This is a genomic window from Mycolicibacterium tokaiense (assembly GCF_010725885.1).
Classification (GTDB): Bacteria; Actinomycetota; Actinomycetes; order Mycobacteriales; family Mycobacteriaceae; genus Mycobacterium; species Mycobacterium tokaiense.
Window position 1 is genome coordinate 3537669 of the sequence record NZ_AP022600.1, and the last position, 22922, is coordinate 3560590.

16 protein-coding genes are annotated in these 22922 nt (G+C 67.9%); 6 read left to right on the top strand and 10 right to left on the bottom strand.

Annotated elements, in window-relative coordinates; genetic code table 11:
* Positions 1-62 precede the first annotated feature (62 nt).
* A complete protein-coding gene (locus G6N58_RS17230) occupies positions 63-1499 on the top strand; it encodes a cytochrome P450 (RefSeq protein WP_068915828.1) in 1437 nt (478 codons plus the stop codon).
* Positions 1500-1521: 22 nt separating this feature from the next.
* Here the strand turns inward: G6N58_RS17230 and G6N58_RS17235 are convergent, their stop codons facing one another.
* Positions 1522-2340 (bottom strand): MOSC domain-containing protein, encoded by an 819-nt coding sequence (locus G6N58_RS17235; protein WP_115277906.1) that lies wholly within the window; start codon positions 2338-2340, stop codon positions 1522-1524.
* Positions 2341-2416: 76 nt separating this feature from the next.
* Between G6N58_RS17235 and G6N58_RS17240 the strand changes: the two genes are divergently transcribed.
* Together G6N58_RS17240 and G6N58_RS17245 are read left to right on the top strand one after the other, a co-directional pair.
* Complete coding sequence (locus tag G6N58_RS17240) at positions 2417-3289, top strand: hypothetical protein (RefSeq protein WP_115281449.1); 873 nt, start codon at positions 2417-2419, stop codon at positions 3287-3289.
* 38 nt (positions 3290-3327) lie between these two features.
* A complete protein-coding gene (locus G6N58_RS17245; RefSeq protein WP_115277905.1) occupies positions 3328-4065 on the top strand; it encodes a FadR/GntR family transcriptional regulator in 738 nt (245 codons plus the stop codon).
* A 5-nt stretch (positions 4066-4070) separates the two neighbouring features.
* Here the strand turns inward: G6N58_RS17245 and G6N58_RS17250 are convergent, their stop codons facing one another.
* From G6N58_RS17250 to G6N58_RS17275, 6 genes are all read right to left on the bottom strand, one after another.
* Positions 4071-5480, bottom strand: coding sequence for a short-chain fatty acyl-CoA regulator family protein (locus tag G6N58_RS17250; protein ID WP_115281448.1), 1410 nt, complete (start codon positions 5478-5480; stop codon positions 4071-4073).
* Between the two features lie 110 nt (positions 5481-5590).
* Positions 5591-6562, bottom strand: coding sequence for an NADPH:quinone oxidoreductase family protein (locus G6N58_RS17255; protein ID WP_068915832.1), 972 nt, complete (start codon positions 6560-6562; stop codon positions 5591-5593).
* Positions 6559-7014 (bottom strand): MaoC family dehydratase, encoded by a 456-nt coding sequence (locus G6N58_RS17260; protein ID WP_068915833.1) that lies wholly within the window; start codon positions 7012-7014, stop codon positions 6559-6561. Before G6N58_RS17260 ends, G6N58_RS17255 begins: the two co-directional genes overlap by 4 nt.
* Positions 7011-7748, bottom strand: a complete 738-nt coding sequence (locus G6N58_RS17265; protein WP_068915834.1) for an SDR family NAD(P)-dependent oxidoreductase — start codon at positions 7746-7748, stop codon at positions 7011-7013. The genes G6N58_RS17260 and G6N58_RS17265 overlap by 4 nt, the downstream gene beginning before the upstream one ends.
* Before the next feature lie 33 nt (positions 7749-7781).
* Positions 7782-9014, bottom strand: coding sequence for a beta-ketoacyl-[acyl-carrier-protein] synthase family protein (locus G6N58_RS17270; protein WP_115277904.1), 1233 nt, complete (start codon positions 9012-9014; stop codon positions 7782-7784).
* Positions 9007-14451, bottom strand: a complete 5445-nt coding sequence (locus tag G6N58_RS17275) for an ATP-binding protein (protein WP_115277903.1) — start codon at positions 14449-14451, stop codon at positions 9007-9009. The genes G6N58_RS17270 and G6N58_RS17275 overlap by 8 nt, the downstream gene beginning before the upstream one ends.
* A gap of 302 nt (positions 14452-14753) precedes the next feature.
* Between G6N58_RS17275 and G6N58_RS17280 the strand changes: the two genes are divergently transcribed.
* Complete coding sequence (locus G6N58_RS17280; protein WP_115277902.1) at positions 14754-16127, top strand: MFS transporter; 1374 nt, start codon at positions 14754-14756, stop codon at positions 16125-16127.
* A 146-nt stretch (positions 16128-16273) separates the two neighbouring features.
* On the opposite strand, the gene G6N58_RS17285 is transcribed toward G6N58_RS17280, so the two are convergent.
* On the bottom strand, positions 16274-17644 hold the full coding sequence (locus G6N58_RS17285) for an HNH endonuclease signature motif containing protein (protein ID WP_337769778.1): 1371 nt from the start codon (positions 17642-17644) through the stop codon (positions 16274-16276).
* Between the two features lie 236 nt (positions 17645-17880).
* A complete protein-coding gene (locus G6N58_RS17290) occupies positions 17881-19575 on the bottom strand; it encodes an AMP-binding protein (RefSeq protein ID WP_115277901.1) in 1695 nt (564 codons plus the stop codon).
* Between the two features lie 122 nt (positions 19576-19697).
* Between G6N58_RS17290 and G6N58_RS17295 the strand changes: the two genes are divergently transcribed.
* Complete coding sequence (locus tag G6N58_RS17295; RefSeq protein WP_197746429.1) at positions 19698-21428, top strand: 2-hydroxyacyl-CoA lyase; 1731 nt, start codon at positions 19698-19700, stop codon at positions 21426-21428.
* Positions 21425-22138, top strand: coding sequence for a GntR family transcriptional regulator (locus G6N58_RS17300; protein ID WP_115277899.1), 714 nt, complete (start codon positions 21425-21427; stop codon positions 22136-22138). The genes G6N58_RS17295 and G6N58_RS17300 overlap by 4 nt, the downstream gene beginning before the upstream one ends.
* Here G6N58_RS17300 and G6N58_RS17305 read toward each other — a convergent pair.
* Entirely contained in the window at positions 22135-22914 is a 780-nt protein-coding gene (locus G6N58_RS17305) for an SDR family oxidoreductase (protein WP_115277898.1), read from the bottom strand. The two genes, G6N58_RS17300 and G6N58_RS17305, sit on opposite strands and share 4 nt — an antisense overlap.
* Positions 22915-22922: the final 8 nt, after the last annotated feature.

Genomic DNA, 22922 nt, shown 5'->3' on the forward strand with positions numbered 1-22922 from the left:
CGGACATCCTGGAATACTATCTGACATACGTACAATAAGGGCAGCGGACGGAAGGTGGAGCCATGGCGGTGGTCGTGGGCGGGGTCAGCAGCGGTACGGCTCTGCAGGACCGTCGCCTGCCTCACCCACCGCGCCGGATCCCGCTGCTGGGTGACCTCTTCAGCTTCCGCAGCGACCAACCGTCACAATCGGTGTCCGCACTGGCCACCCGGCTCGGCCCACTGTTCGAATTCGCCTTCCTGGGAGCACGTTACGTCGTGGCCGCCGGCGCGGATGTGGTCACCGAACTCAACGACGAGACCCGGTTCTGCAAACACCTGGGCCCGGACATGGTGGCGCTGCGGGTGGTGGGCGGCGACGGGTTGTTCACCGCGCACAACGACGAGGCCAACTGGCGCCGGGCGCACACGTTGTTGATGCCCGCGTTCTCGCAGGCCGCCATGCGCCGCTACCACCCGACGATGCTCGCCGCGGCCGGCGAGCTCACCGGGGCCTGGGACCGCGCGGCCCAAACCGGCGCAGCAGTCGACGTCTCCGCCGACACCACCCGCATCACCCTGGAGACCATCGGCCGCTGCGCGGCCGGCTACTCCTTCGGCGCGTTCCAGTCCGCCCGCGCTCACCCGTTCGTGGAGAACATGGTGGAGGCGCTGGTGGGATGCGACCGGCTGGGGGTGTTGCGGGCGACGTTCCTGCCAGCGTTCCTCGGCGACCGCTACGAACGCAAGGTCAGGCAGCATGCCGCTGAGATGCACCGGGTCACCGATGCGATCATCGCCGCTCGCCGGGTCGACGGGCTGGGGCACCATGACGACCTTCTGGAATTGATGCTGACGCCCGGCGCCGACGGCGAGCCGGTGCTCGACGAGGCCAACATCCGTTATCAGCTGATCAATTTCCTGGTTGCCGGTCACGAAACCACCTCGGGTGCACTGTCGTTCGCGCTGTACTTCCTGTCCACCCATCCCGAGGTGTTCGCCCGGGCTCGCCACGAGGTGGACCGGGTGTGGGGTGAGAACCCGGAGCCACCGTTCGAGCAGGTCGCCAAGCTGCGCTACGTGCGCCGGGTTCTCGACGAGTCGCTGCGACTGCAGCCGACGGTGCCGGCGTATTACCGCGCCGCCCGGGAGGACACCGTGCTGGCAGGTGAGTACCGGATCCGCAAGGGGGAGTGGGTCCTGGCGCTGACGACGATGCTGCACCGTGATCCCCGGTGGGCCGGTCCGGGGCTGGCGCCGGTGGACGAGTTCGATCCGGATCGTTTTGCGCCCGTGCACCTGCGCGCCCGCCCCGCCCAGTTGTACAAGCCGTTCGGCACCGGTGAACGGTCCTGCATCGGGCGGCAGTTCGCGCTGCATGAGGCAGTGCTGGTGCTCGCGGCCCTGATCCGGCGTTACGACCTGGTGCCCGACCCGGACTACACACTCACCGTCGCCGAGCGGTTGACTCTGATGCCGAAGGACTTCCACCTGGGCCTGCGCCGTCGGGGTGGAACCTGACGGCCGCGGTGGGCGCCGTCGATCAGCTCGGTGAGAAGGCATCCCCGGCGCTGATCCGGCCTTCGCTCACCACCTCGAAGTAGGCACCGGCGCACGGCAGCCGGCCCAGGCCGAACGAGTCGACGAGGTTCTCGGCCGCCGGGGTGCGCAGCGCATGTGTCGCGCGACCGAGGTCGCCGTGTTCGAGGGTGGGTATCACGCAGCGCGGGGTGGGCCCCATTCCCTTCAACCGCGCGGTTCCGACAGCGAAAACCTGCTCAGTCCAGTCGTTCTCGCTGAAGGCGGGGTAACCCGGCGGTGTGGTGACCACGATGTTGGGTCGGTAGCGCACCGCTTCGGTGCCGATCCGCTCCAGCGTTGCGCTGGTGATCACGTGCAGCGGCGCCAGATCGACGAAGGAATCGCCCGGTGTCGCTTCGGCCAGTTCGAGTAGTGGAGCGTCCACCACCGCGTCCAGTCCGTGTTCGAGAACCTGATCGGGATCGGCACGTTCCAGGCTCACGCCGGGAGGCCGCTGGGTGGCAACCCGGACCCGGCGCGACACGAGTGCGGAGACCGCGTCGTCGAATCCGTCCTCCCCGGGGGCGACATCGGTGCCGTCGGGCAGTCGGACCCGCACGCGTCCGTCGTCGATCCTGGCCTCGCACGTCAGCAGCCGGCGCCACAGCCGAGCCTGTTTGGCGCTGGCCACCCTCCCGGTCTCGTCGTCGATCAACGCCAGCCGGCGGTCGCCTTCGGCGCCGTCGAAGCCGACGTGCAGCGCGGGCACTGTCTCGCCGAGCATCGACTTGACGGGGTAGCGGTGCAGGGTCTCCACGTACAGCGACGCTCCGGTGGTCATGGTCGAACCCTAGTCCTGGGCCGCCCATCCACGATTGACAGTCCTGGTCTGGTCAATTAGACCTTGACGTGTGCCCGTGGCTGCGTTGTCGGCGAATCTCGATCTGTCGACCCGGCTGTTCTGGCGGACGGTCGGTCGCCGCGTGGATATCGAGGGAGAACACAGCTGGCTGCAGGCGCCGCACACGGCCCGTGGCGGCAGCGGCGACGACTGGCTCGCCGAGTTCGACCGGGTTGGGCAGGTACGGCCCGTCGACCGACGCGACGGGCTGCTGGCCTCGATGGCGGACCTGGACGGTCCCGGATTCCGCGCGGCGCAGCTGGATCCGCAGGTCCGGGATTTCTACGAGCACACTGCGTCCTGGCGGATGGAGGTGTGGTCGCAGTGGAATGCGTTGTTCGCTCCTGCAGGTGAGGTGATCGCGCGGCTGTGGGGCCGGCGCGTCAAGCAGTTGGCCCTGCCGGTGCAACCGCTGTCCGTCAGCCGCGGGATGTCGAGTGTGGTTCGGGTGGTCGAACAGGACGGCGCTCGTGCGGGTGCGGCCTGGCTGCGCAATCTGCGCTCCGACGGATCGCGGGTCTACAGCGGGTTCTACCGGGTGAGTCGGCTGCCGTCGAACGCGCAGCCGCACGTGCATGTGTCATTTCCCTTGGAGCACGGCAACGTTCAGGTGTTCCTGGTGCCGCGTGTCGATCCGGACGGATCACTGTGGCTGGAATCGAGGTCCCGCTCGTTCGGGCAGGACGGGGCGTACGTCGCGGTGCGGTTCGACAACCGCTGGTATGCGGCGATGGTCCCCCTGCGGGAGACCTTCCACGTGTACGCCGACGAGGAGGGGGTGTTGCGCACCGATCACCAGCTGCGGATCGGACGCTGGCAAGCTTTGCGGTTGCACTACCGGCTGGATCGGTTGGAGAACGGAGACACGGCCGCCGACTGGGTACAGTGAGCGCCGACGGGTCCTGCGGCGCAAAAAGGGGGTTGTGCATGTCGGCGTCGAATCCCTCCGCTGCCAAACCCCCCGCCCGCCTGCGCACGCACGAGCAGGTGGTGGCCGAGATCGAGAGCCGCCTGAATTCCGGGGCGCTCAAAGCCGGGGATCGGCTTCCGCCCGAGCGGCAGTTCGCCGAGACGCTCGGGGTCAGCCGGGGCGCGGTCCGGGAGGCCCTGCGCATCCTCGAGGCGATCGGCGTGGTGGAGGCCGGACCCGGGTCGGGCCCGAACTCCGGGTCCCGGATCGTCACCGACAGCACCGTGGGGATGGGCATGCTGCTGCGGATGCACCTGCAGTTGGCGTCTTTCACCGAAACCGATCTCCTGGAGACGCGGCTGATGCTCGAGCGGCTGGCATGCCGCAAGGCGGCCGGCGTCGCCACCGGCGCGCAGATCTACCACTTGCGCCGCCTGGTCGACGAGATGCGCAGTGCCCCCGGAACGGCTGAGCATCACCAGCTGGACACCGCCTTCCATGTCGGGATCGCGCAGATCTCTGGCAACGGCCTGGCGGCCGCACTGATGGCGGCATTGCGGGACGCCCTGCACAACGCCATGATCGCCGGGTTCGAACGGCTCGACGACCCGGTGTGCACCATGGCAACCCTGACCGATGAGCACGAGCTGATTGTCGACGCGATCGCCGCGGGTGACGGCGGGGCGGCCGCCGACCACGTGGCCAGGCACATCCTCGGGTTCTACCGTGTGCTGGGGTTCAGCGAATTCAGCTGAGCGAGTCAGCTTTTGCCGGGGAAGCTCAGCGGATAGGGCACAAACCGTCCCCGCTCGGGGTCCACCAGAAGTTGCCTGCCGACCGGCGGGGTGGCGCGCTGCGGGCAATGCTGCCGATCGCAGGTGCGGCAGCCCGGCCCGATCGGCATCACATCCGGATCCACCAGGTCCAGCCCCCTGCTGTAGACCAGGCGCCCCGCCTGGCGCAGCTCACAGCCGAGGCCCACGACGAAGGTCTTGGCCGCCGACCCGTAACCGCCGCGACGACGAGTGACAGTGCGCGCCAACCACAGATACCGTTGCCCGTCCGGCATTTCGGCGACCTGCACGTTGACCTGACCGGGGGAGGCGAACGCGTCGTAGACGTTCCACAACGGGCAGGTGCCCCCGGTGTGGGAGAAGTGAAAACCGATGGCCGACTGGCGTTTCGAGATGTTGCCCGCCTTGTCCACCCGTACCAGGATGAACGGGACCCCGCGCATCCCGGGGCGTTGCAGCGTGCTCAGCCGGTGCGCGACGGTCTCGAAGCCCACGTCGAAGCGCTCCGAGAGGATTTCGACGTCGTAGCGCACTTTCTCGGCCGCGTTGTAGAACGTTGTGTAGGGCAGGATCAGCGCGCTGGCGAAGTGGTGGGCCAGACCCAACCGGGCCAGGTCGCGGGTGGTCTGGTCCGGCCAGATCTCGGCGTCGAGGACGTCGTCCAGCAGGTTGGGCACTTCCAGGAGGGCGATCTGGGTGGCCATCCGGAACGCCTGCTGCCCGGGCTGCAGGTCGGCAGCCAGCGTCAGGACGCCCCGATCGCTGTCAAAGGTGTACAGGTCGCCATCCTGGTCGCGACGGGCGGTGGTCACCCGAACCTGGTGGCGCGCCTCCAGATGGGCTCGCAGGTTCTGGCGTAGATCTCCACCATGGGCGGCGATGTCGGCGGCCAGCTCTTCGGCCGCACGGTCGAGCACGTCGACATAGTTCTGGTGCCGGTAGAAGAAATCCCGGACATGCTCGTGCGGCATCAGGGCAGGCCCCTCCGACCGGGAATCGGTCAGGGCCTCCAGGTGCACCATGGCGTCGCGGTAGCGGCGGTACAGGGCGATCACCGCGTCGGCGATCTCGGGCATCAGGCTGGCCAACTGGCGAATATCCGAGGCGGAGTGGGGAATGCCGGGGGCCGCCTCGGGTAGTGCCTCACGCAGCTCGGCGAGTTGGCGTGCGGTGTCGCGGGGCACGAAGAACGCCGGATCGATACCGAAGACCTCGGTGAGCCGGACCAGCACGGTGGCCGTGATGGGCCGCGCGTCGTGTTCGATCTGGTTGAGGTAGCTCGACGAGATGGCCAGAACGCGGGCGAGCTCGACCTGGCTGAGTCCGCGTTCCTCGCGCAGTCTGCGGAGGCGGATGCCTGCGAAGAGCTTGTCCACGGTCACAGGGTAGTACGGATTGCGAGGGTCACTGTTCGCACATTTCGCAAAAGCCGACGAAAGGCCAGGTGAAGGCGATTCTGTCGGGGTCAGTCCGATGCGAAACAGCCTCACGCCACCTCGATCACCGCTTTCCCGCGAATCTGGTGGGCGTCGAGTTCGGCCAAGGCTGCCGGGATCTCATCGAAGCCGAAGCGATGTCCGATCTGAGGGTGCACGGTGCCCTCGGCGTACATCCGGTGCAGCGCCTGCGCGCCCCAGGACAACAGCGTGGGGTCCTTGTCCAGGGTGGCGCCCCAGGCCACGCCGACTGCCGATACATTGCGCAGCAGAAGTCGATTGGTCTTGATCGCGGGGATGCCGCCGGCGGCGAAACCGATCACCAGGATGCGACCTTCCGATGCCAGTGCCCGTACCGCCTCGTCGAAGAGCCAGTCGCCCAGGGGATCGAGAATCACATCGACGCCGTCACCGCCGGTGAGTTCGCGGACCGTGGACGAGAAGCCCTGCTCGAGAACGATCACCTGGTCGGCGCCGGCCTCCTTCGCCACCGCGATCTCATGCTCACCGGCGACCCCGGCGATCACCGTGGCTTTCAGTCCTTTGGCGACCTGGACGGCGGCGCTGCCGATACCACCGGCGGCGCCCATCACCAGCGCGGTTTCTCCCGCTTCGAGGCGCCCGCGCCGGGCCAGCGCGAAGTGGGTGGTGTGGTGGTTGACCACCAGTCCGGCAGCGGTGTCGAAGCCCATGTCGTCCGGAATGGCGACCAAGGACTGCAGCGGCACAGACACCGCCTCGGCGTAGGCGCCGTCCCAGACGAAGGCCATCACCCGGTCACCGGTGGACCAGCCGGAATCTGTTGGTGCCCAGGCGATCACACCGGCCACCTCGCAGCCGGGGGTGAACGGGGTCTGGGGTTTGCGTTGATACTGGCCCTTGGTGAGCAGCAGATCGGGGAAATTGACCCCGATCGCTTTGACCTCGACCACCGCGGTCCCATCGGTGCGGGGCACGTCGGGGACCTCGTCGAGGGTCAGCGCCGTCGGCCCGTCGTAGGAGTGCAGACGGTAGGCCTTCACTGGTCGCCTCGCAGCCGGATCAGCACCTCGGCCACACAGGCAGGTTTGTCGCCGCCCTCGATCTCCATGGTGACCCGCAGGTTGGCCTGCACGCCCCCGGCCACCGGTTCCGCGTTGACCAGGGTGAGGCGCCCGCGCAGCCGCGAGCCCACCGGAACCGCTGCGGGGAAACGGATCTTGTTGGCGCCGTAGTTGATCGACGCGACAGCATCGTCGACGACGAACAGCTCGTTGAGCACCGGCGCGATGAGCGACATCGTGAGGTAGCCGTGCGCAATGGTGGTGCCGAACGGTCCGGTGGCCGCGCGCTCGGCGTCGACGTGGATCCACTGCGGATCCTCGGTGATGTCCGCAAAGGCGTCGATGCGGGGTTGGTCGATCTCCATCCAATGGCTGGAGCCGAGATCGAGTTCGGACTGCTCGGTCAGGGAGGCAATGGTCAGTCCGCTCACATCGACATCCCGCCGTCGACCGAGAGCACGGTGCCGGTGATGAAGCCGGCCTCCTCGGAGGCCAGGAAGCCGATGGCCGGGCACATCTCGGATGGCTGGGCGAAGCGCCCCAGCGGGATGGCCTTGGTCATCTCGGCCTTCTTGTCGGCGGGGATGGAGGCGATCATCCGCGTCTCGGCGTTGGGGGCGATGGCGTTGACGGTGACCCCGAAACGGGCCAGTTCTTTGGCAGTGGTCTTGGTGAAACCGATGATGCCGGCCTTGGCCATGCCGTAATTGGACTGGCCGGGGTTGCCGCGCAGGCCGGTGAAGGAGGTGATGTTGATGATGCGGCCGAAGTTCCTTTCGCGGAAATGAGGTACGCATTCCCGGGTGAACCGGAAGGTACCGCCGGCGTGCACGGCCATCACCTCGTCCCAGTCCTCGTCGGTGAGCTTCCAGACCACCTTGTCGCGCAGCACACCGGCGTTGTTGACCACCACGTCCACCTTGCCGGTGTCCTCGATCACCGTTGCCACAGCGGCTTTCACGTCCTCGGTGCTGCGAACGTCGGCCATCACAGCAACTCCACCGGCACGTTTGGCGGCGTCAGTGAGCTCGTCGGCGTCGACGTCGATCATGTAGGTCGCCGCGCCGGCGCCGGCGAAGAACGAGCCGAGTTCGAAGCCGATGCCGCGTGCGGCGCCGGTGACGATGACCGACCGTCCGGAGAAGTCGTAGGTCAGATTGCCCATGGATGAAGTGCCTTTCGGTGCAGGGGGATTGGGTCAGGAGTAACGGCGCAGAACCAGCGAGGCGTTCTGGCCGCCGAACCCGAAGGAATTGATCTGGATGACGTCGGCGTCCACGTGGGCGGGCTTCTGGGTGATCACCTGGAAGTCGGCGTCCGGATCCACCACGTCGGTGCCGAAAGCGTTGGGGAACATGCCGGATGCGAATGTCTCCAGCGCGGCGACCGCGCTCATGGCGCCCGAGGCCGCTCCGGTGTGCCCGGTGTGGCCCTTGATCCCGGTGACCGGCAGATCGCGTCCACCGTGCACCGTGTTGATGGCGCGGATCTCGGCGGTGTCCCCCTTGGCGGTTCCGGTGGCGTGGGCGTAGAGGGCATCAACCTGCTCGGGTTCGATACCGGCGTTGGCCAGCGCCTTGCGCATGACCAGCGCCTCCCAGGTGCCGTTCGGGTCCGGCGCGGACGGGTGGGGGCCGTCCGCCAGCGAGGCATACCCGGCGATCTCGGCGAGGATGGTCGCGCCGCGAGCCAGCGCGTGTTCCTCGCTCTCGATCACGAACATCGCACTGCCGTCGCCGATCACGATGCCGGTGCGGGACTGGTCGAAAGGGGTCAGGGTGCGGCGCTCGTCGGTGCTGTTGGTGATCATCCCGTACTGGGCCTGGGCGAAATACCAGGCCGGCGCGAAGTCGCCGTCACCCAGGGTCACGGCCTCGGTGCCGCCGGTCAGCGCGACGTCGGCCTCCCCGGAACGGATCAGCCTGGCGGCGTTGCCGATGGCGTCATTGGAGGACGCGCACGCGGTGGTCAGCGTGAGCAACGGACCGTGCAGGCCGTAGCGCATGCACAGTTGGGAACCCGCCATGTTCGGCAGGATGCGGATCATGGTCTTGCGGTCGACGCCGGCGGCGCCGTCGCGCTCGTAGGCCCGCTGCGCCTCGCTCAGCGAGCGGGTGCCGCCCATGCTGGTGCCGTGTACCACCCCGGTGCGCTCCGAGTCGAAGTCGTCCAATCCCGCGTCGATGCGGGCCTGCTCGGTGGCGGCCAGGGCCCATTGCGCGAACAGGTCGGTGCCGTCGGCCACCTTGGCGTCCATCCAGTCCGTGGCCTCGAAGTCGCGGACCGGGGCAAACCAGAAGGTGTCGGTCTCCCCGGGCCAGGAGATGCGCCCGATGCCGGAGACGTTGTTGCGCAACCCGTCCAGATAGTCGGTGACAGAGTTCCCGTTCGGGGCAATGATGCCGCGACCGGTGATGACGACTCTAGGCATGGCGGAGTCCTTCTGTGAGTGGGTATTCGGTTCCGGTCATGGTGCTGGTGTTCTCGAGCCCGCGGCTCACCGCGCCGATCAGATAGGGGCGCAGGTCTGTCGGGGTGACGATGTGGTCGATGGACCCCACCTCGAGTGCACGCTCCACGGTGTGGATGTCGTCGAACTCCTGGGCCACCGCGGCCTGTACCTCGGTGGTCACGGCCGCGGTCAATTCGTGCAACCGGTGGGTGAGCACCGGCTGCTCGTCCGCGGGGGCGGCGGTCAGCCGGCTCTGTAACTCCAGCACCGCCGGGTGCTGTTTGACCCGCGCCCTGACTTCGCGGGTGAACACCACCGCTGCGGCGGGTGCGCCGCCGATCACCGACGCCCGGGAGCCTTCGACGGCTGCGACCTCGAGGTGGGGGTTGAGCGCCTTGGAGAACACCACGTACGCCCCGCCGTGGTAACGGGAGATCACCGTGAAGACGATGGGGCCGCGGTAGTTGACGATGGCCCTGCCGATTTCGGCGCCGTACTCGAGCTGCAGCTTGGACATCGATTCCGGGGAGCCGTCGAAACCGGACAGGTTCGCCAGGATCACCAGCGGCCGCCGGCCACTGGCGCCGTTGATGACCCGCGCGAGTTTCTTCGAGGACTGGGGGAACAGCGTGCCCGCTGTCCAGGAGTCGGGACCATTGGCCGGCCGGGGCAGCCGCCGGCGCAGGTTGCGGGACTCGATGCCCACCAACGACACTGCGAATCCGCCGAGCCGAGTGTCCCAGGCCACCACGTTCTCCGCGTCCTGCCACGCTGTCCATCGCTCCAGAGGCGGGGCATCCTGGTCGCGGACCGCCGACAGCACCGAACGGATGTCGAACGGCCGCTTGCGGTCCGGATTGTGGGTGGCCGAGAAGATCTCGCCGACCGTGGCGAAAGCGGTTCCGTTGCCGCTGTTGCGGTGCGGATACGGGGTGATGTCGCGGTCCACCGGATCGGTCGTGGGCCGCCAGGCGCCGTGCGGCAGCGAAGACTCGTAGTGACGGAACAGCACGGCGCACGCGGACTCGACATCCGGCACCCAGAACTGCGCCTGCCCGTTGGGCCCCGCGATGCGGGCATAACCACCGATGCCGGTGTTGTCCTCGGCGGCCACCCCTCCGGAGAACTCGAGCGCCTGCTTGCCGGTGAGCACCATGGCGCTGCGCCCGACCATGATCAGCACTCCCGAGGTGTGCATCAGCATGGTGGCCTCGGCATCGAAGTACGACTGGGCTCCGACGTTCACCCCGACCACGACGACGTTGATCTCTCCGCCGGCCTGGGTGAACTCGATGATCCGCCGCAGCACCGCCGCCGTCGCGTCCAGGTTTTCGGTGCCGCTGTCCATGGCGATCCGAGCACCGGAGGACACCGCATACCACTCGGCCGGGATGCCCAGTTCGGCGGCCAGGTCCAGTGCGGCGATGATCCTGCGACATTCGGGCTCGGCCAGCGACGCCAGATCGCGGCTGGGCTCGTTCATGATGAGCACCCGGCGGATGGTGGCGGTGGAGCCGGCCGGCCTGCTCTCGATCACCCCGGTGACCACGCGCGCGGTGTTCTGACCGCGGGGACGCTCGACCGCTGCGAAGCCTTCATCGGTGAAGTCGTATTCGACGAAATCGCCGACGGGTAACTCGGTGTGGGTGGCGCCGGTGCCGACCAGGAGCTCGACGATCTCGTAGGGATACACCAGCCCCCGCCGTTGTAGGGTCACCACCCGGCGGCGGTACTCCGACATGGGTCGAATCGTGTTGTGCGAGGGCTTGGTTCGTCCGACCATCACACCCACTCGAGCCGGTGTGGTGATGTGCAGCACCTCGTCCGACCGCTCGCCGGTGTCCGGATCGTGTGTGACGACCCGGCCGATCACCTTCTCCAGGCCCAGTCCGCGGGTCAGGGGCAGCAGCTCGGCGATCAGTTTCTGCAGCTCGGAGTCGGTCAGCGTCCAGGTGGGCTCGGCATGGATCACGATGCGATTGCTCAGCGAGACCGAGGGATCGGGCAGCGCGGCCCTGGCTTGCCTGATGGCGATGGCCGCCTCGGACAGTTGGCCGGTGAGGTGGGCCGGATCGAGATCGAAGACCTCCAGAATCGCGATCAGGCGCTGATCGTTGCGGTTCTCCCGGGCGGTGGCATGCAGCAGGTGGACCCCGTCGGGGGCGGGCAGGCCCGAGAGTGCGAAGTTGTCGAAGCGCCACAGTTCCAGGCGCTCGGCCGCCGCGGGGTGCATACCACCGTGGCGGGTTGCGACGGCGAGGTCTCCGTGGCCGCCGGTGACGGTGAGATGGCGCGGCGCCCCGGTGAATCGGCCGCCCTCCCACCAGGTGATCACCAGGGTCAGATGGTCGCAACGACCGGCGACGTCGGTGAACACCCGCCGGATCGTGGACTCGAGCGCCGTGGCGTCCGGGGCCCCGTTACCGCCGACGAAGATGTCGATGTCGACGACCCCCGTGGTCTCGACACTGCCGGCGGCGGCCGAGAGGACGTCGCCGAGTCGGTCGGCGGTCCCCGCCACGGCCACCATCACCACGGTGTTTCCGTTGTCGCTCCGTGCCGACGTGACCCCGGTGATGCCGGTGAGTGGCAGTGCTGCGCACCGGGCGAGGGCGCGGTGCCGGTGGGTCCGGCGCAGCAGCGCTTCGAGAGCGGCGACCGCCTCGGGGCCCTGGTCGACGGCATGTGCGGCCAGCCAGCGGTCCAGCGGAGCGGGCAGGTGCAACAGGCCGGTGACGTCAGCCTGCTCACCGGCAAGCAGGAGGGCGGCATATCGCTCATCGGCGCTGCGTAATTCCCGGATGGCCGGGTGTTCCACCAGCCGGTGACGGACGGCGCGGCCGAGATCGGCGACGCCCGGGTAGCCGAGCTCTGCTGCCGTGATCACCGCGTCGACAACCTCGACCAACTCAGTGGAGTCCACGGTGTCGTGGTCGGGCTCCAGCCAGCTCTGCAATACCAGGGCGCTCACCTGCGCCACCCGATCCATCCGGGACTCGGCGCGCCAGACGTGGTAGAGCGCGTCGGTCAACTCAGGGCTCTGGCTGACCTCGGTCACGCCGTAATAGGCCAGCACACTGCGTACTTGCGCGGGGAAGTGGCCCGGCGCCAGCTCGTCGAGCCGGTCGGGTGAACGCAGCGCAAGGAGGAGCAGATCGGGCCGGGGGGAGCGGCGCTGCGTGCCGGTGTCCGCGTCGTCGTGGTCTGCGAACAGCGCCATCCGGTCGGCGGCGGCGCGGAGCACCTGCAGCCCGGCATCAAAGGGCAGCGCGTCGATTCGGGCGATGGCCTTGGCGGCAGCGTCGTCGTCGAGATCCTGGCCGAGGATCAGCCGCACCAGGGTGTCGCGATCGGTATCCGCCGAATCGGGTTGGTGCGCGGCCAGGTCGGTGAACGACAGTTGAGTCGCGACGCCCGCCGCGGCCTGATCCAGTGCCTCCATCCGGATGATCGGGCCACCCGCGCCCACCAGAGTTCCCGCCGGACAGACAATCTCGGTGATGCGCCCGGCCGCCGGCGCCACAACGGGCGACTCCATCTTCATCGCCTCCGCGATGAGCAACACCTCGCCGGGCCGCACCTCGTCACCCACAGACACCAGGACCTTGGCCACCACACACTGCGACTCGGCCCGCACCAGTCCGCCGTCCCCGCGCACGATGCGGTAGACGCTGTGTCCGGCCTCCACGGTGATCAGGGGACCACCGGCCACCACCGTCAGTGCCATCTCGTGGTCGCCGACGACCATTCTGCGTTCGAACTTCCCGACCTCGGCGACCTGCGCGGCGACCACCGTCCCGTCGACCTCGATCTCGAAATCATCGGCGCCCAGCCAGCGCACCGTGAAGCGGCGGCGTTCGCCCTCGTATTCCAGCTCGACGGTCATCGCGGTGTCGTCAACCGGGTCCAGGCGTCCGTGAGCGGCCATGCCGGCGAACCTGTCGAGGGCGTCGGCGTGATCGCGCCGGTAGGCCTCCACGGCCGCGGCCACGAGGGCGGGTGCTGCGTCAGGGGCATCCAGCAGGATGCCGCTGTCCAAGGCCCGGTCCAACCACGTCGTGTCGACATGGCCCGCACGGATGTCGGCGTTGTCGAGCAGGGCCATCAGGAAGCGCCGGTTGGTGGTACCGCCTTCGACCACCGCGGCCGAGCGGGCCAGCGCCCGCCGCAGCCGCGCCAGCGCCTCATCCCGGTCCCGGCCCCAGGCAATGACTTTGGCGATCATGGAATCGAATTCGGACGCAATGCTGTCGCCGGCCACCACGCCTGCGTCGGTCCGGATCGACGGACCCTGCGGAATGCGCAGTTCGACCACCCGGCCGGGGGCGGGGGCGAACCCGCGCCGGGGATCCTCGGCGTTGAGCCGGACCTCGACGGCATGGCCGCGTGGTTCGGGCGGGTCGCCGATCAGGGGAAGCCCCTCGGCGATGTCGAGCTGGAGCTTCACCAGATCCACGCCGGTGACCGACTCGGTGACCGTGTGCTCCACCTGGAGCCGGGTGTTGACTTCGAGGAAGTAGAAATCGCCAGTGTCCGGCCGCGCAAGGAACTCCACGGTGCCGACCCCGGTGTAGCCGACGGTCCGGCACAGCCGGCGGGCGGCGTCGAGGATGCGCTGACGGGTGTGAGCGTCGATGTCGACGGGGGCAGATTCTTCGAGGACCTTCTGGCGCCGCCGCTGCACACTGCAGTCCCGCAACCCCAGTGCCCACACAGTGCCGGCGGTGTCGGCGGCCACCTGCACCTCGAAGTGGCGTCCGCCCAACACCTGCGCCTCGAGGAACAGGGTGGAGTCACCGAATGCGGACTCGGCTTCGGACCTGGCGCCCGCGAACGCCGCGGGGAGTTCGGCGGCGTCGCGCACCACCCTGATGCCGCGGCCACCGCCACCGGCGGCGGCCTTGATGACCACCGGGAATCCGATCCGGTGCGCGTGGGCGAGGGCGTCGTCAGCTGTCGCTACGGGGCCATGGCTCCACGGCACCACCGGGACCTCGGCCGACTCGGCGACTCGCTTGGCGGCGATCTTGTCGCCGAGCTTGTCCATGGCCTCCGCGCTGGGCCCGATGAACCGCACTCCGATGCGCTCGCACAGGCGCACGAAATCTGGATTCTCGGCGACGAAACCCCAACCAGGCCATACCGAATCGGCACCGCTGGACCGCAGGGCGGTTTCGAGGACGTCGAGATCGAGGTAGGTGTGCCTGCGGGCACCGGTCACGGGGTCGGTGGACATGGTGGGTCCGAGATGGACGGCGTGGTCGGCCTCGCGGACGAACCAGGAGCCGGCGTCGGCGTCGGTGTAGAGCGCCACCGTTTCCAGGGGCACGCCCCGTTCCATGCCGTACTCACCCGCGGCGTTGAGGAAGCGCATCGCGGCCTCGCCGCGGTTGACGATCGCCACGTGCTTCAGCATCCGGCTTCGCTCCCTTCGTCGACGACGCTGACATTTCCAACTTCGGGGTCGCCGGACAAGGACGCGGGTTTGCGAAGTATTGAGAGCGTCGAACGTGTGAATTGCGAAGATTGCCAAGCAGGTTGGGGTATCACGGCTGGTCGAAGGGTTATCCGGGCGCGCTGAGAAGTCCGCCGAAGCGGCGCCGTGGACGGGTTTGACACGTGTTGTGTGCTGCGTAACTGGTAGCTATTGCCTGTGGCGTACACCACACCTATGGTAGGACCAAAGTGAGCCCTGTCACTTCGATTGGAGATGTCCATATGACCCATCAGAGCGCGGCTCTGCCCTCCGATGTGAAACAGCCATCCGACCCGCGAAGCCTGCGTAGGGTCGGCGCGGCCAGCCTCATCGGCACCACCATCGAGTACTACGACTTCTTCGTGTACGGCACGGCCGCCGCGCTGGTGTTCCCCGCCGTCTTCTTTCCGAGCGCAAGCCCGGCGATGGGCACCATCGCGTCGTTCGCGACGTTCGGGGTGGCCTTCTTCGCCCGCCCGGTCGGTTCCATCATCTTCGGTCACTTCGGGGACAAGATCGGCCGCAAAAGGACGTTGGTGTGGACGCTGCTGATCATGGGTCTGTCCACTGTCGCGATCGGCCTGTTCCCGGGTTACGACACCGGCGTGTTCGGGATTCTCGAGAACGGCATCGGCATCTGGGCGCCCATCCTGCTGGTGGCGATGCGGTTCCTGCAGGGCTTGGCGATGGGCGGCGAATGGGCCGGCGCAACACTGTTGACGGCGGAGTACGCCCCACAGGGTCAACGAGGCCGCATGGCGGTGTACCCGCAGTTGGGCCCGGCATGCGCATTCTTCTTGGCCAGCGGCACGTTCTTCCTGGCTTCGGTCACCATCGGCGCCACCAGCGAGACATTCTTGAACTACGGTTGGCGGCTGCCGTTCATCGCGTCGCTGCTGTTGGTGATGGTGGGCCTGTGGATCCGGTTGTCCATCGAGGAAACCCCCGTCTTCAAAAACCACCTACGCACCAAGGAAACGGTGAGTGCACCCGAGAAGCTGCCGTTCGCTGATGCATTCCGGGAGCAGTGGAAGCAGATCCTGATCGCCGGTCTGGCGATGTCCACCGTCTTCTCGATGTTTTACACCGGCAGCACCTTCCTGACCAGCTACGGCATCGGCAATCTCGAGTTCACCCGCACCATGATCCTGGGCTTCGGCATGATCGCCGCGGTGGCGCTGGGCGTGGTGACCTCCGCGGCCTGCATCCTGAGCGACAAACTGGGGCGCAAGAAGGTGATTGCCGTGGCCTACGGTGCCGCGATCGTCTGGTCGTTGGCATTGTTCCCGCTGTTGGACACCGGTTCGCCCATCGCTTTCCTGATCGGTGTCACCGTGACGCTGTGCATCTACGGTGTGGCCAACGGCCCGGCCGGCGCCTTGCTGCCGGAGATGTTCAAGTCGCGGTTCCGTTACACCGGAGCGGGTTTGAGCTACAACCTGGGCGGCATCATCGGCGGCGCCATCCCGCCCATCCTCGCGGCACAGATCGTGGCCACGTCGTCGAGCATCTGGGTGGGCGTGCTGCTGGCCGCTTTGTCGGCGGTGAGCCTGCTCTGCGTCCTGGCTCTACCGGAGACCAAGGACCGCAACCTGGAGGAGACGGCCGCTCGTTGAGGGGGCTGACACTGCGGCGCCGCCAGGGAATCTCCCTGGCGGCGCTGTTGTTTCGCGGGGGAGTTCCGGCGGGCCTCCTGACTCCGCCGGTTGCAGCCTCCCCATCCCGGGCTCACGGGTCGTCGCCGGGTGGGTCTTCGTCGGGTTCATCGGGGGCGAGGATGCGGTCTCCGGTGGTGGTAGGGGTTGGTGCGGGCTTGCCCGCAGTCCAACGCTGGTGGTGGGATCCACTCGGTGATGCCGTCGTCGGGGCGGTTGCGGGTGGTCCACCCGGTGGTTTCGACCATCCTGTTGTCCGGCCCGCACGCCAGAGTCATGTCCTCGACGTCGGTGTTGCCGCCGTCTTTCCAGTCTTTGTTCGCGTGGTGGACTTCGGAGTGGTAGCCATCGGCGGTGCAGCCCGGGGCGGTGCAGCCCCGGTGCTGAGCCAGCAGCACGATGCGCTGCCCCGGTGAGGCGACGCGGCGGGTGCGGCCGAGATGCAGCGGCACTCCCTTGCCGTCGAACAGTGCCAGCCAGAGGTAGGCGTGCGAGGCCATGCGGATGACGTCGCGCATCGGGATCAGGGTGCCGCCGGCGGTGAGCCCGTGTCCGGCTGCCTTTTCCAGGTCTTTGAGTTCGGTGCGGATGATGATCGTGGCCGGTAGGCCTTTGTGTTGACCGAGATCACCGGAGGCCAGGACCGCTCGACCGGCGGCCAGGAACGCGTCGTGGTCGCGTTGGCTCTGGGTGCGCGTGTCTGTGGCCGCGTGCTCGGGGTCGGGTTCGCCGTCGACTTGTGGGGTGTCGTCGGCGGGGTTGCACATGCCGGGGGCAGCGAGTTTGGCTTTGACCGCTTCCCAGGTGGCTGCGGCTTCGGGGGTGAGGTATCCGGAGATGGGGACGGTGCCGTCGGGGCGTTGTTTGCCCAGGCGCAGCCCGCGGCGGGCTTGGCGGTCGGTGTCGGTGAAGGTGCCGTCTTGGTCGAGCAGGTACTTCAACCGGTCGGCGACGGCGGTGAAGCCGTCGGCGCCGAGGGTGCTGGCGTGGTGGGCGAGGTCGGTTTCGGCGGCTTCGCGGGCTTGGAAGTCCACCGATTGGGGCAGGGTGCGGAAGAACGACTTGATCTCGCTGACATGCTCAGGCCCGATCAGGCCCTTCTGTTGGGCGGCGGCGACTTTCGGCAACGCGGGGGGCATCGGCTCACCGGTCAGGGCGGTGCGGGGCCCGAGGAGTTCGGCGTTTTTGAGGCGCCGGAATGCTTCGGCTTCGCTGATCCGCAGCCGGGCGGCCAGGACTTTGGTGTAGCTGCTGGCGCCCAGTTCTTTCGGGGCGCATTCCGCGCGCAGACGGTGGTAGACCTTGTGATCGAGGACGGGGTGTTGCCAAGAGAGGGTTTCGCGGCGCTGCTGCAGGTCCAACAACTCCAGCGGGGTGAAGGCGTCGATGGACAGTGAGTTCATCTGCGCTTGCAGGGTTTCCATCTGGGTCAGGGCGGCCAGCATCGCCTCACGATCGGCGACAGCTGACGTTCCCATGCCTCGAAACTAGACCTGGGGTCCGACAAAAATCCGAGCAATGTGACGCCAGATACTCAAGTGGCACAGGGGTTTAGGTGCTCAAACCCGCTTTCGCCGAGACCGACGAAATGCCGAACCGCACTCGCAGATTCGGGCCCCATCTCTTGGCCCGATCTCCTTCGACTGGCTCGTGCCTCGCCAGCCTCGGCCTCGGGCCGGCGTCGGTTTGGGCGAGATGGAGGTGGGGGAACTTACTACTGCGGGGTAGCGGAACCCATCTTTGGCTCCACGGGCACCAACGCATCGTTGCCTCGCTTGACCGTCCACCCGGCCTCTTCACGATCCCATTCGGTGGGCGAGGTCTCCATGCCTCGCAGGGTGCGTTTGAGAACCTTGCCGGTGGGCGTCTTGGGGAGATCGCCGATGAACTCGAGATACCGCGGAACGGAGAAGTAGGGCAACCGCTTGGCGCAGTGTCGCAGCACCGCAACAGGATCGGGGGAGTCGGCACCCTCGGCGATCACCAGGAACGCTTTGATGTCGTCCTCGCCCTCCTGGGCGGGCCGGGCGATCACCGCGGCGTCCACGATCCCCGGGATCTCGGTGAGGGCCACCTCGATGTCGTAGGTGGTGACGTTCTCGCCTTTGCGCCGGATGCGGTCATTGAGCCGGTCCAGGAAGTAGAAATAGCCGTCGCTGTCCCGGCGGGCGGCATCTCCGGTGTGGAACCACAGGTTTCGCCACGCTTCGACGGTCCGGTCCGGCATGGCGTGGTAGCCGAGGAAGGTGGTGAACGGGTACCGCGGGCGCACCACGATCTCGCCGGCCTCGCCGTCCGGCACCGGCTCGTCGGTCACCGGGTCGACGATGCGCACCTCGAACCAGCTGTCCAGAGCCTTGCCGCAACTACCGGGCCGCAGCGGCTCGCCAGCGGGACGATAGAGGGGCAGACAGATTTCGGTCATGCCGTAGGCCTCGATGCACAGCGTGTTGAATCGGCGCTCGAAGTCCGCGGCGATGACGCCGGGCAGGGGGATGGTGACCATCCGGCGCACCCGGTGGTCGGTGTCCTCGGGACGCTCGGGGCGGTCGAAGATGTATTGCGCCATCACCCCCAGCAAGCTGGTCACCGTGGCGCCGCAGTTGCGCAGATCGTCGAGCCAGCCGCTGGCGCTGAACGCGTCCGCCAGCACCATCGAAGCGCCGGTCATCAGGCATGGAAGTACTTGCATGAACTGCGCATTGGCGTGGAACAGCGGCAGGCAGATGTAGTAGACGTCGTCGCCCGAGATGTCGAGTTGTTCCACCACGTGCGCGGCAAAGGTGTGCATGTGCGCGTGTGGCACCACCACACCTTTGGCCGGGCCGGTGGTGCCTGAGGTGTAGATGATCGCCGCGGGATCGCGGTATGACACCTCGACAGCGGGGACGGCGCCGTCGGTGTCGTCGAGATCGGACAGGGCGACGGTGGGCAGCGCCAGCGTGGGCATCTCGCCGCGCACCACCACCGTGGCCACCGTCTTGAGCTCTCCCGCAACATCATCGAGCGTGCCCGCGTACCGCGTGTCGATGATCGCAATGGTGGCGCCGGAGTTGTTGGCGGTGTGGGCCAGGCTGGCACCACGATTGGCCGTGTTGGAGGGGACCTCGACGGCGCCGAGCAGATTGATGGCGAACCAACTGATCAGCAGGTCGATCGAGTTGTCCATGATGAGCAACACCCGGTCGCCCTTGTTGACGCCCAGGGACGCCAGACCCGCTGCGCGGCGTTCCACAAGCTCCAGCGCCTGGGCATACGTCAGTGTCTCGCCGGAGATGGTGCTCATGAACGGCTTGTCGGCGTAGGCGCGCGCGGCGTCGCGCAGGAACCGCGGCAGAGTGAAGTCCAGTCTGTCCTCCGGCCGGAAGCGGGGTCCCGCCAGGGGTGGCCGGGTGTCGGACAAAGTCATCGCGGTCTCCTATGCACGTCGTGTGGCCACCGTCGCACCGTTCATCAACTGTGACGTAGGCTACTATGGACTCTGGATCCAGGATTCGCAACCACGCCTCGCAGCATCGAAAGGGTGACCCCGTGCCGGAAACCACCGTGGCCCACCTGATCGCCGCACGGCTGCGGGCCCAGGGCGTGCGGCGAATATTCGGACTCTGCGGCGGCCACATCCAACCGCTGTGGGACGCCGCCGCCAGAGCAGGCGTCGAGATCATCGACGTCCGCCACGAAGCCGCCGCGGTCTACATGGCCCACGCCACCGCAGACCTCACCGGTGAGCTGAGCGTGGCCATGGTGACCGCCGGCCCCGGGCTCACCAACGCGGTGACGGCGATCTCCAACGCGTATGTGGGTCGCAGCCCGGTTCTGGTCCTTTCCGGGCGTCCACCGCGGCCGCAGACCGGCATGGGCGGTATGCAGGACATCGCCCAGGCTGAGATCGTGCGACCCATCTGCCGTCTGGCCGAGCAGGTCTCGGAACGTCACCACGTGATACCCAGGCTGGACAAGGCGATCGCGGCCGCACTGGGTGCGGCCACCGGCGCCACCGGGCCTGCCTACCTCGATTTCCCCACCGACCTGCTGGACGAGCAGGTACACGACGCCGACGTCCCTGCGCTGGCGATGCACCGCCGGGAAGCTGTTGTGGCAGCGCCGGATCCGGTGTCGGTGGGCCAGGCCGCCACGCTGATTGCCGAATCTGCACGCATCGTGGTGATCGGCGGCCGCTCGGTGCGCACCGCGGGGCCTCAGGTGCGCAGCTTCCTCGACCGCACGCAAGCGCTGTACCTGGACTCCGGCGAAAGCCGCGGGGTGATCCGCGACGACGTGCCGGGTTTTGTCCCCGCCGTGCGGGGCCGGGCCATGGCCGAGGCCGATCTGGTGATCACGCTCGCCCGGCGGCTGGATTTCCAGCTCGGCTACGGTTCGCCCGCGGTGTTCTCCCCGCACGCCCGCTTCCTGCGCATCGGGACGTGCTTCGAGGAGCTCGGCGAGAACCGCCGCGGTGACGTCGAGGTGCACGGTACGACGGCAGCCGTCCTCACCGCTCTGGCTGACGCCGCCCCCGCCGCACCGGATCTGGTCTGGGTTCAGGAGATGCAGCGGGCCAACACAATTCGCCGAGACAAGCTGACCGCGGCACTGCTGGATACCACGCCGGCCGACGACGGACTGATGTCGCCCAACGTCGTCATCGGCGCGGTCAACGCCCTGCTGACCGACCGATCGGTGGCGATCGCCGACGGCGGGGACATCCTGTCCTTCGCCCGGGTGGGCCTCAAGCCGGTCGACTACCTCGACTGCGGGGCGCTGGGCTGTCTGGGGGTCGGTGTGCCCTTTGCCGTTGCCGCGGCCCTGGAGCGGCCTGCCGAGCCGGTGATCGCCGTGATCGGCGACGGCAGTTTCGGTTTCACCGCCATGGAGGTGGACACGGCAGTCCGACACGGCGCAAAGGCCGTCTTCGTGGTCGCCAACAATCAGGCCTGGAACATCGAGCGCCACGACCAGGTGGACCGTTTCGACAACAACCTGGTGGGGGTGGACCTACCCGGATGCCGCTACGACCAGTTGGCCCGCAGCCTCGGTGCCCACGGCGAACGCGTGGAAGACCCCGACGACCTGGCCGGCGCACTCACACGCGCGCTCGACAACGCCCCCGCCGTGGTGGACGTCCTGGTGTCCCGGACGCCGAAGTCCGCGGACTACCTCGGTGGCCTCGCGGCGGTTCCACCCCGCCAGGCGGTGGGGCCGTGGAATGCTGCCGAGGTCAAGCGTTATGTCGTCGGCGGTACTCGAGGAGATACCACGTGAGCCTTGGACCCGATCTCGGTGCCCGGACGCCGCACAGTTTCTCATCGCTCGGTGCGCTGCCGCCGCGGGACAGCAGCGCACTGGCCCGGTCGGTGCGCGACCGGCTGCGGCTTGCGATCGTGCTCGAAGAGATCCCGGCGGGGGTGCGGCTGAACCAGGTTCAGGTGGCCGAGCAACTCGGGGTCAGTCGGATGCCGGTGCGGGTGGCGGCGGCCGACCTGGTGGGCGAGGGCCTGCTGGAACCGCTCCCCACTGGTGGCGTCGCCGTGCGTGCCCTCTCACGATACGACGTGGAAGCCGCCTACAAGGTGCGCGAAGCTCTCGAGGCGCAGGCGGTGCGGGAAGTGGCGCTGGCCGAATCCCGGGACCTCTCCGGCATCATGGCTGTACTGGATCGCCATGCCGAGCTGGGTGGCCGCAACGACACCGCGATGCTGCTGGAACTCGATCGGGACTTCCACGGGGCCATCCTCGACGCCACCGAGAACCCGTATTTCAACCGGGCCATGGTGGCCATCTGGTCGGTGGTGGAGCGGGCGATGGCCGGCATGCTGCGCACCGTGCCCGATCTGTTCGACACCGCCTGGAAGCAGCACCGGCAGATCGCCGAGGCGCTGTCCGCCGGTGATGCCGACCTGGCGGAGCGCCTGGCCCGCGAACACCTGCGTGATGCCTTGACGGGCTACCTCGACGCCAACCCGGACAGCTAGCCCTTCAACGTGCGCTGGTAACGGCGCATGCCGCTGATCCAGCGGTCGTAGTCGTTGCCCTTGCCGCGGTACATGTCCAGCACCTGCGGGTGCGGCAACACCAGGAACCGGTCTTCACTCATGGCGTCCAGGGTGGCCGCAGCGACGTCGTCGGCGCTGATCACCGTGCCGGACTGGACAATCGACTGCGCGCCCACCCGGCCGGCCTCCTCGGTGGATGACCGGACCGCATCGAGCAGCGGAGTGTCGACTCCGAGCGGGCACACACAGCTGACCCCGATGCCGTCGTCGCCATAGGTGATGGCCAGCCACTCGGCGAATCCCACCGCGGCGTGTTTGGAGACCGCGTAGCCGGCCGCCCCGATCTGCGACAGCAGCCCGGCCGCCGAGGCCACCGAGACGAAGTAGCCGCTGCCTCTGGCCTGCCACCCCGGAACCAGCTGCTCGGCAGCCCGGATGTGCGCGCGCACGTTCACATCCAGGACGGTGTCCCAGCTGGCTTCGGTGCCCAGGCCGGCGGCGCCGATGATGCCCGCGTTCGCGACGAAGATGTCCACCGGTCCGAAGCTGTTCTCCGCCAGAGCGATCAGGGATGCGATGCCCTCGGAGGTGCCGGCATCGGCTTGCAGTGCGACCGTTCCCGGGGTCTCGGCCCCCGGCGGCGTCAGGTCGCCGACGACCACCCGGGCTCCCGCGGCCGCCAACCCCTGCGCCAGTGCCCTACCGATACCCGAGCCGCCGCCGGTGACGATGGCGACCTTGCCGTCGATGTCCATGGGTACCT

Excerpts from the sequence above, each read along its gene's own strand:
- G6N58_RS17230 (WP_068915828.1), top strand. The coding sequence starts at position 63 with ATGGCGGTGGTCGTGGGCGGGGTCAGCAGCGGTACGGCTCTGCAGGAC.
- G6N58_RS17235 (WP_115277906.1), bottom strand. The coding sequence starts at position 2,340 with ATGACCACCGGAGCGTCGCTGTACGTGGAGACCCTGCACCGCTACCCC.
- G6N58_RS17245 (WP_115277905.1), top strand. The coding sequence starts at position 3,328 with ATGTCGGCGTCGAATCCCTCCGCTGCCAAACCCCCCGCCCGCCTGCGC.
- G6N58_RS17265 (WP_068915834.1), bottom strand. The coding sequence starts at position 7,748 with ATGGGCAATCTGACCTACGACTTCTCCGGACGGTCGGTCATCGTCACC.
- G6N58_RS17270 (WP_115277904.1), bottom strand. The coding sequence starts at position 9,014 with ATGCCTAGAGTCGTCATCACCGGTCGCGGCATCATTGCCCCGAACGGG.
- G6N58_RS17275 (WP_115277903.1), bottom strand. The coding sequence starts at position 14,451 with ATGCTGAAGCACGTGGCGATCGTCAACCGCGGCGAGGCCGCGATGCGC.
- G6N58_RS17280 (WP_115277902.1), top strand. The coding sequence starts at position 14,754 with ATGACCCATCAGAGCGCGGCTCTGCCCTCCGATGTGAAACAGCCATCC.
- G6N58_RS17285 (WP_337769778.1), bottom strand. The coding sequence starts at position 17,644 with ATGGGAACGTCAGCTGTCGCCGATCGTGAGGCGATGCTGGCCGCCCTG.
- G6N58_RS17290 (WP_115277901.1), bottom strand. The coding sequence starts at position 19,575 with ATGACTTTGTCCGACACCCGGCCACCCCTGGCGGGACCCCGCTTCCGG.
- G6N58_RS17305 (WP_115277898.1), bottom strand. The coding sequence starts at position 22,914 with ATGGACATCGACGGCAAGGTCGCCATCGTCACCGGCGGCGGCTCGGGT.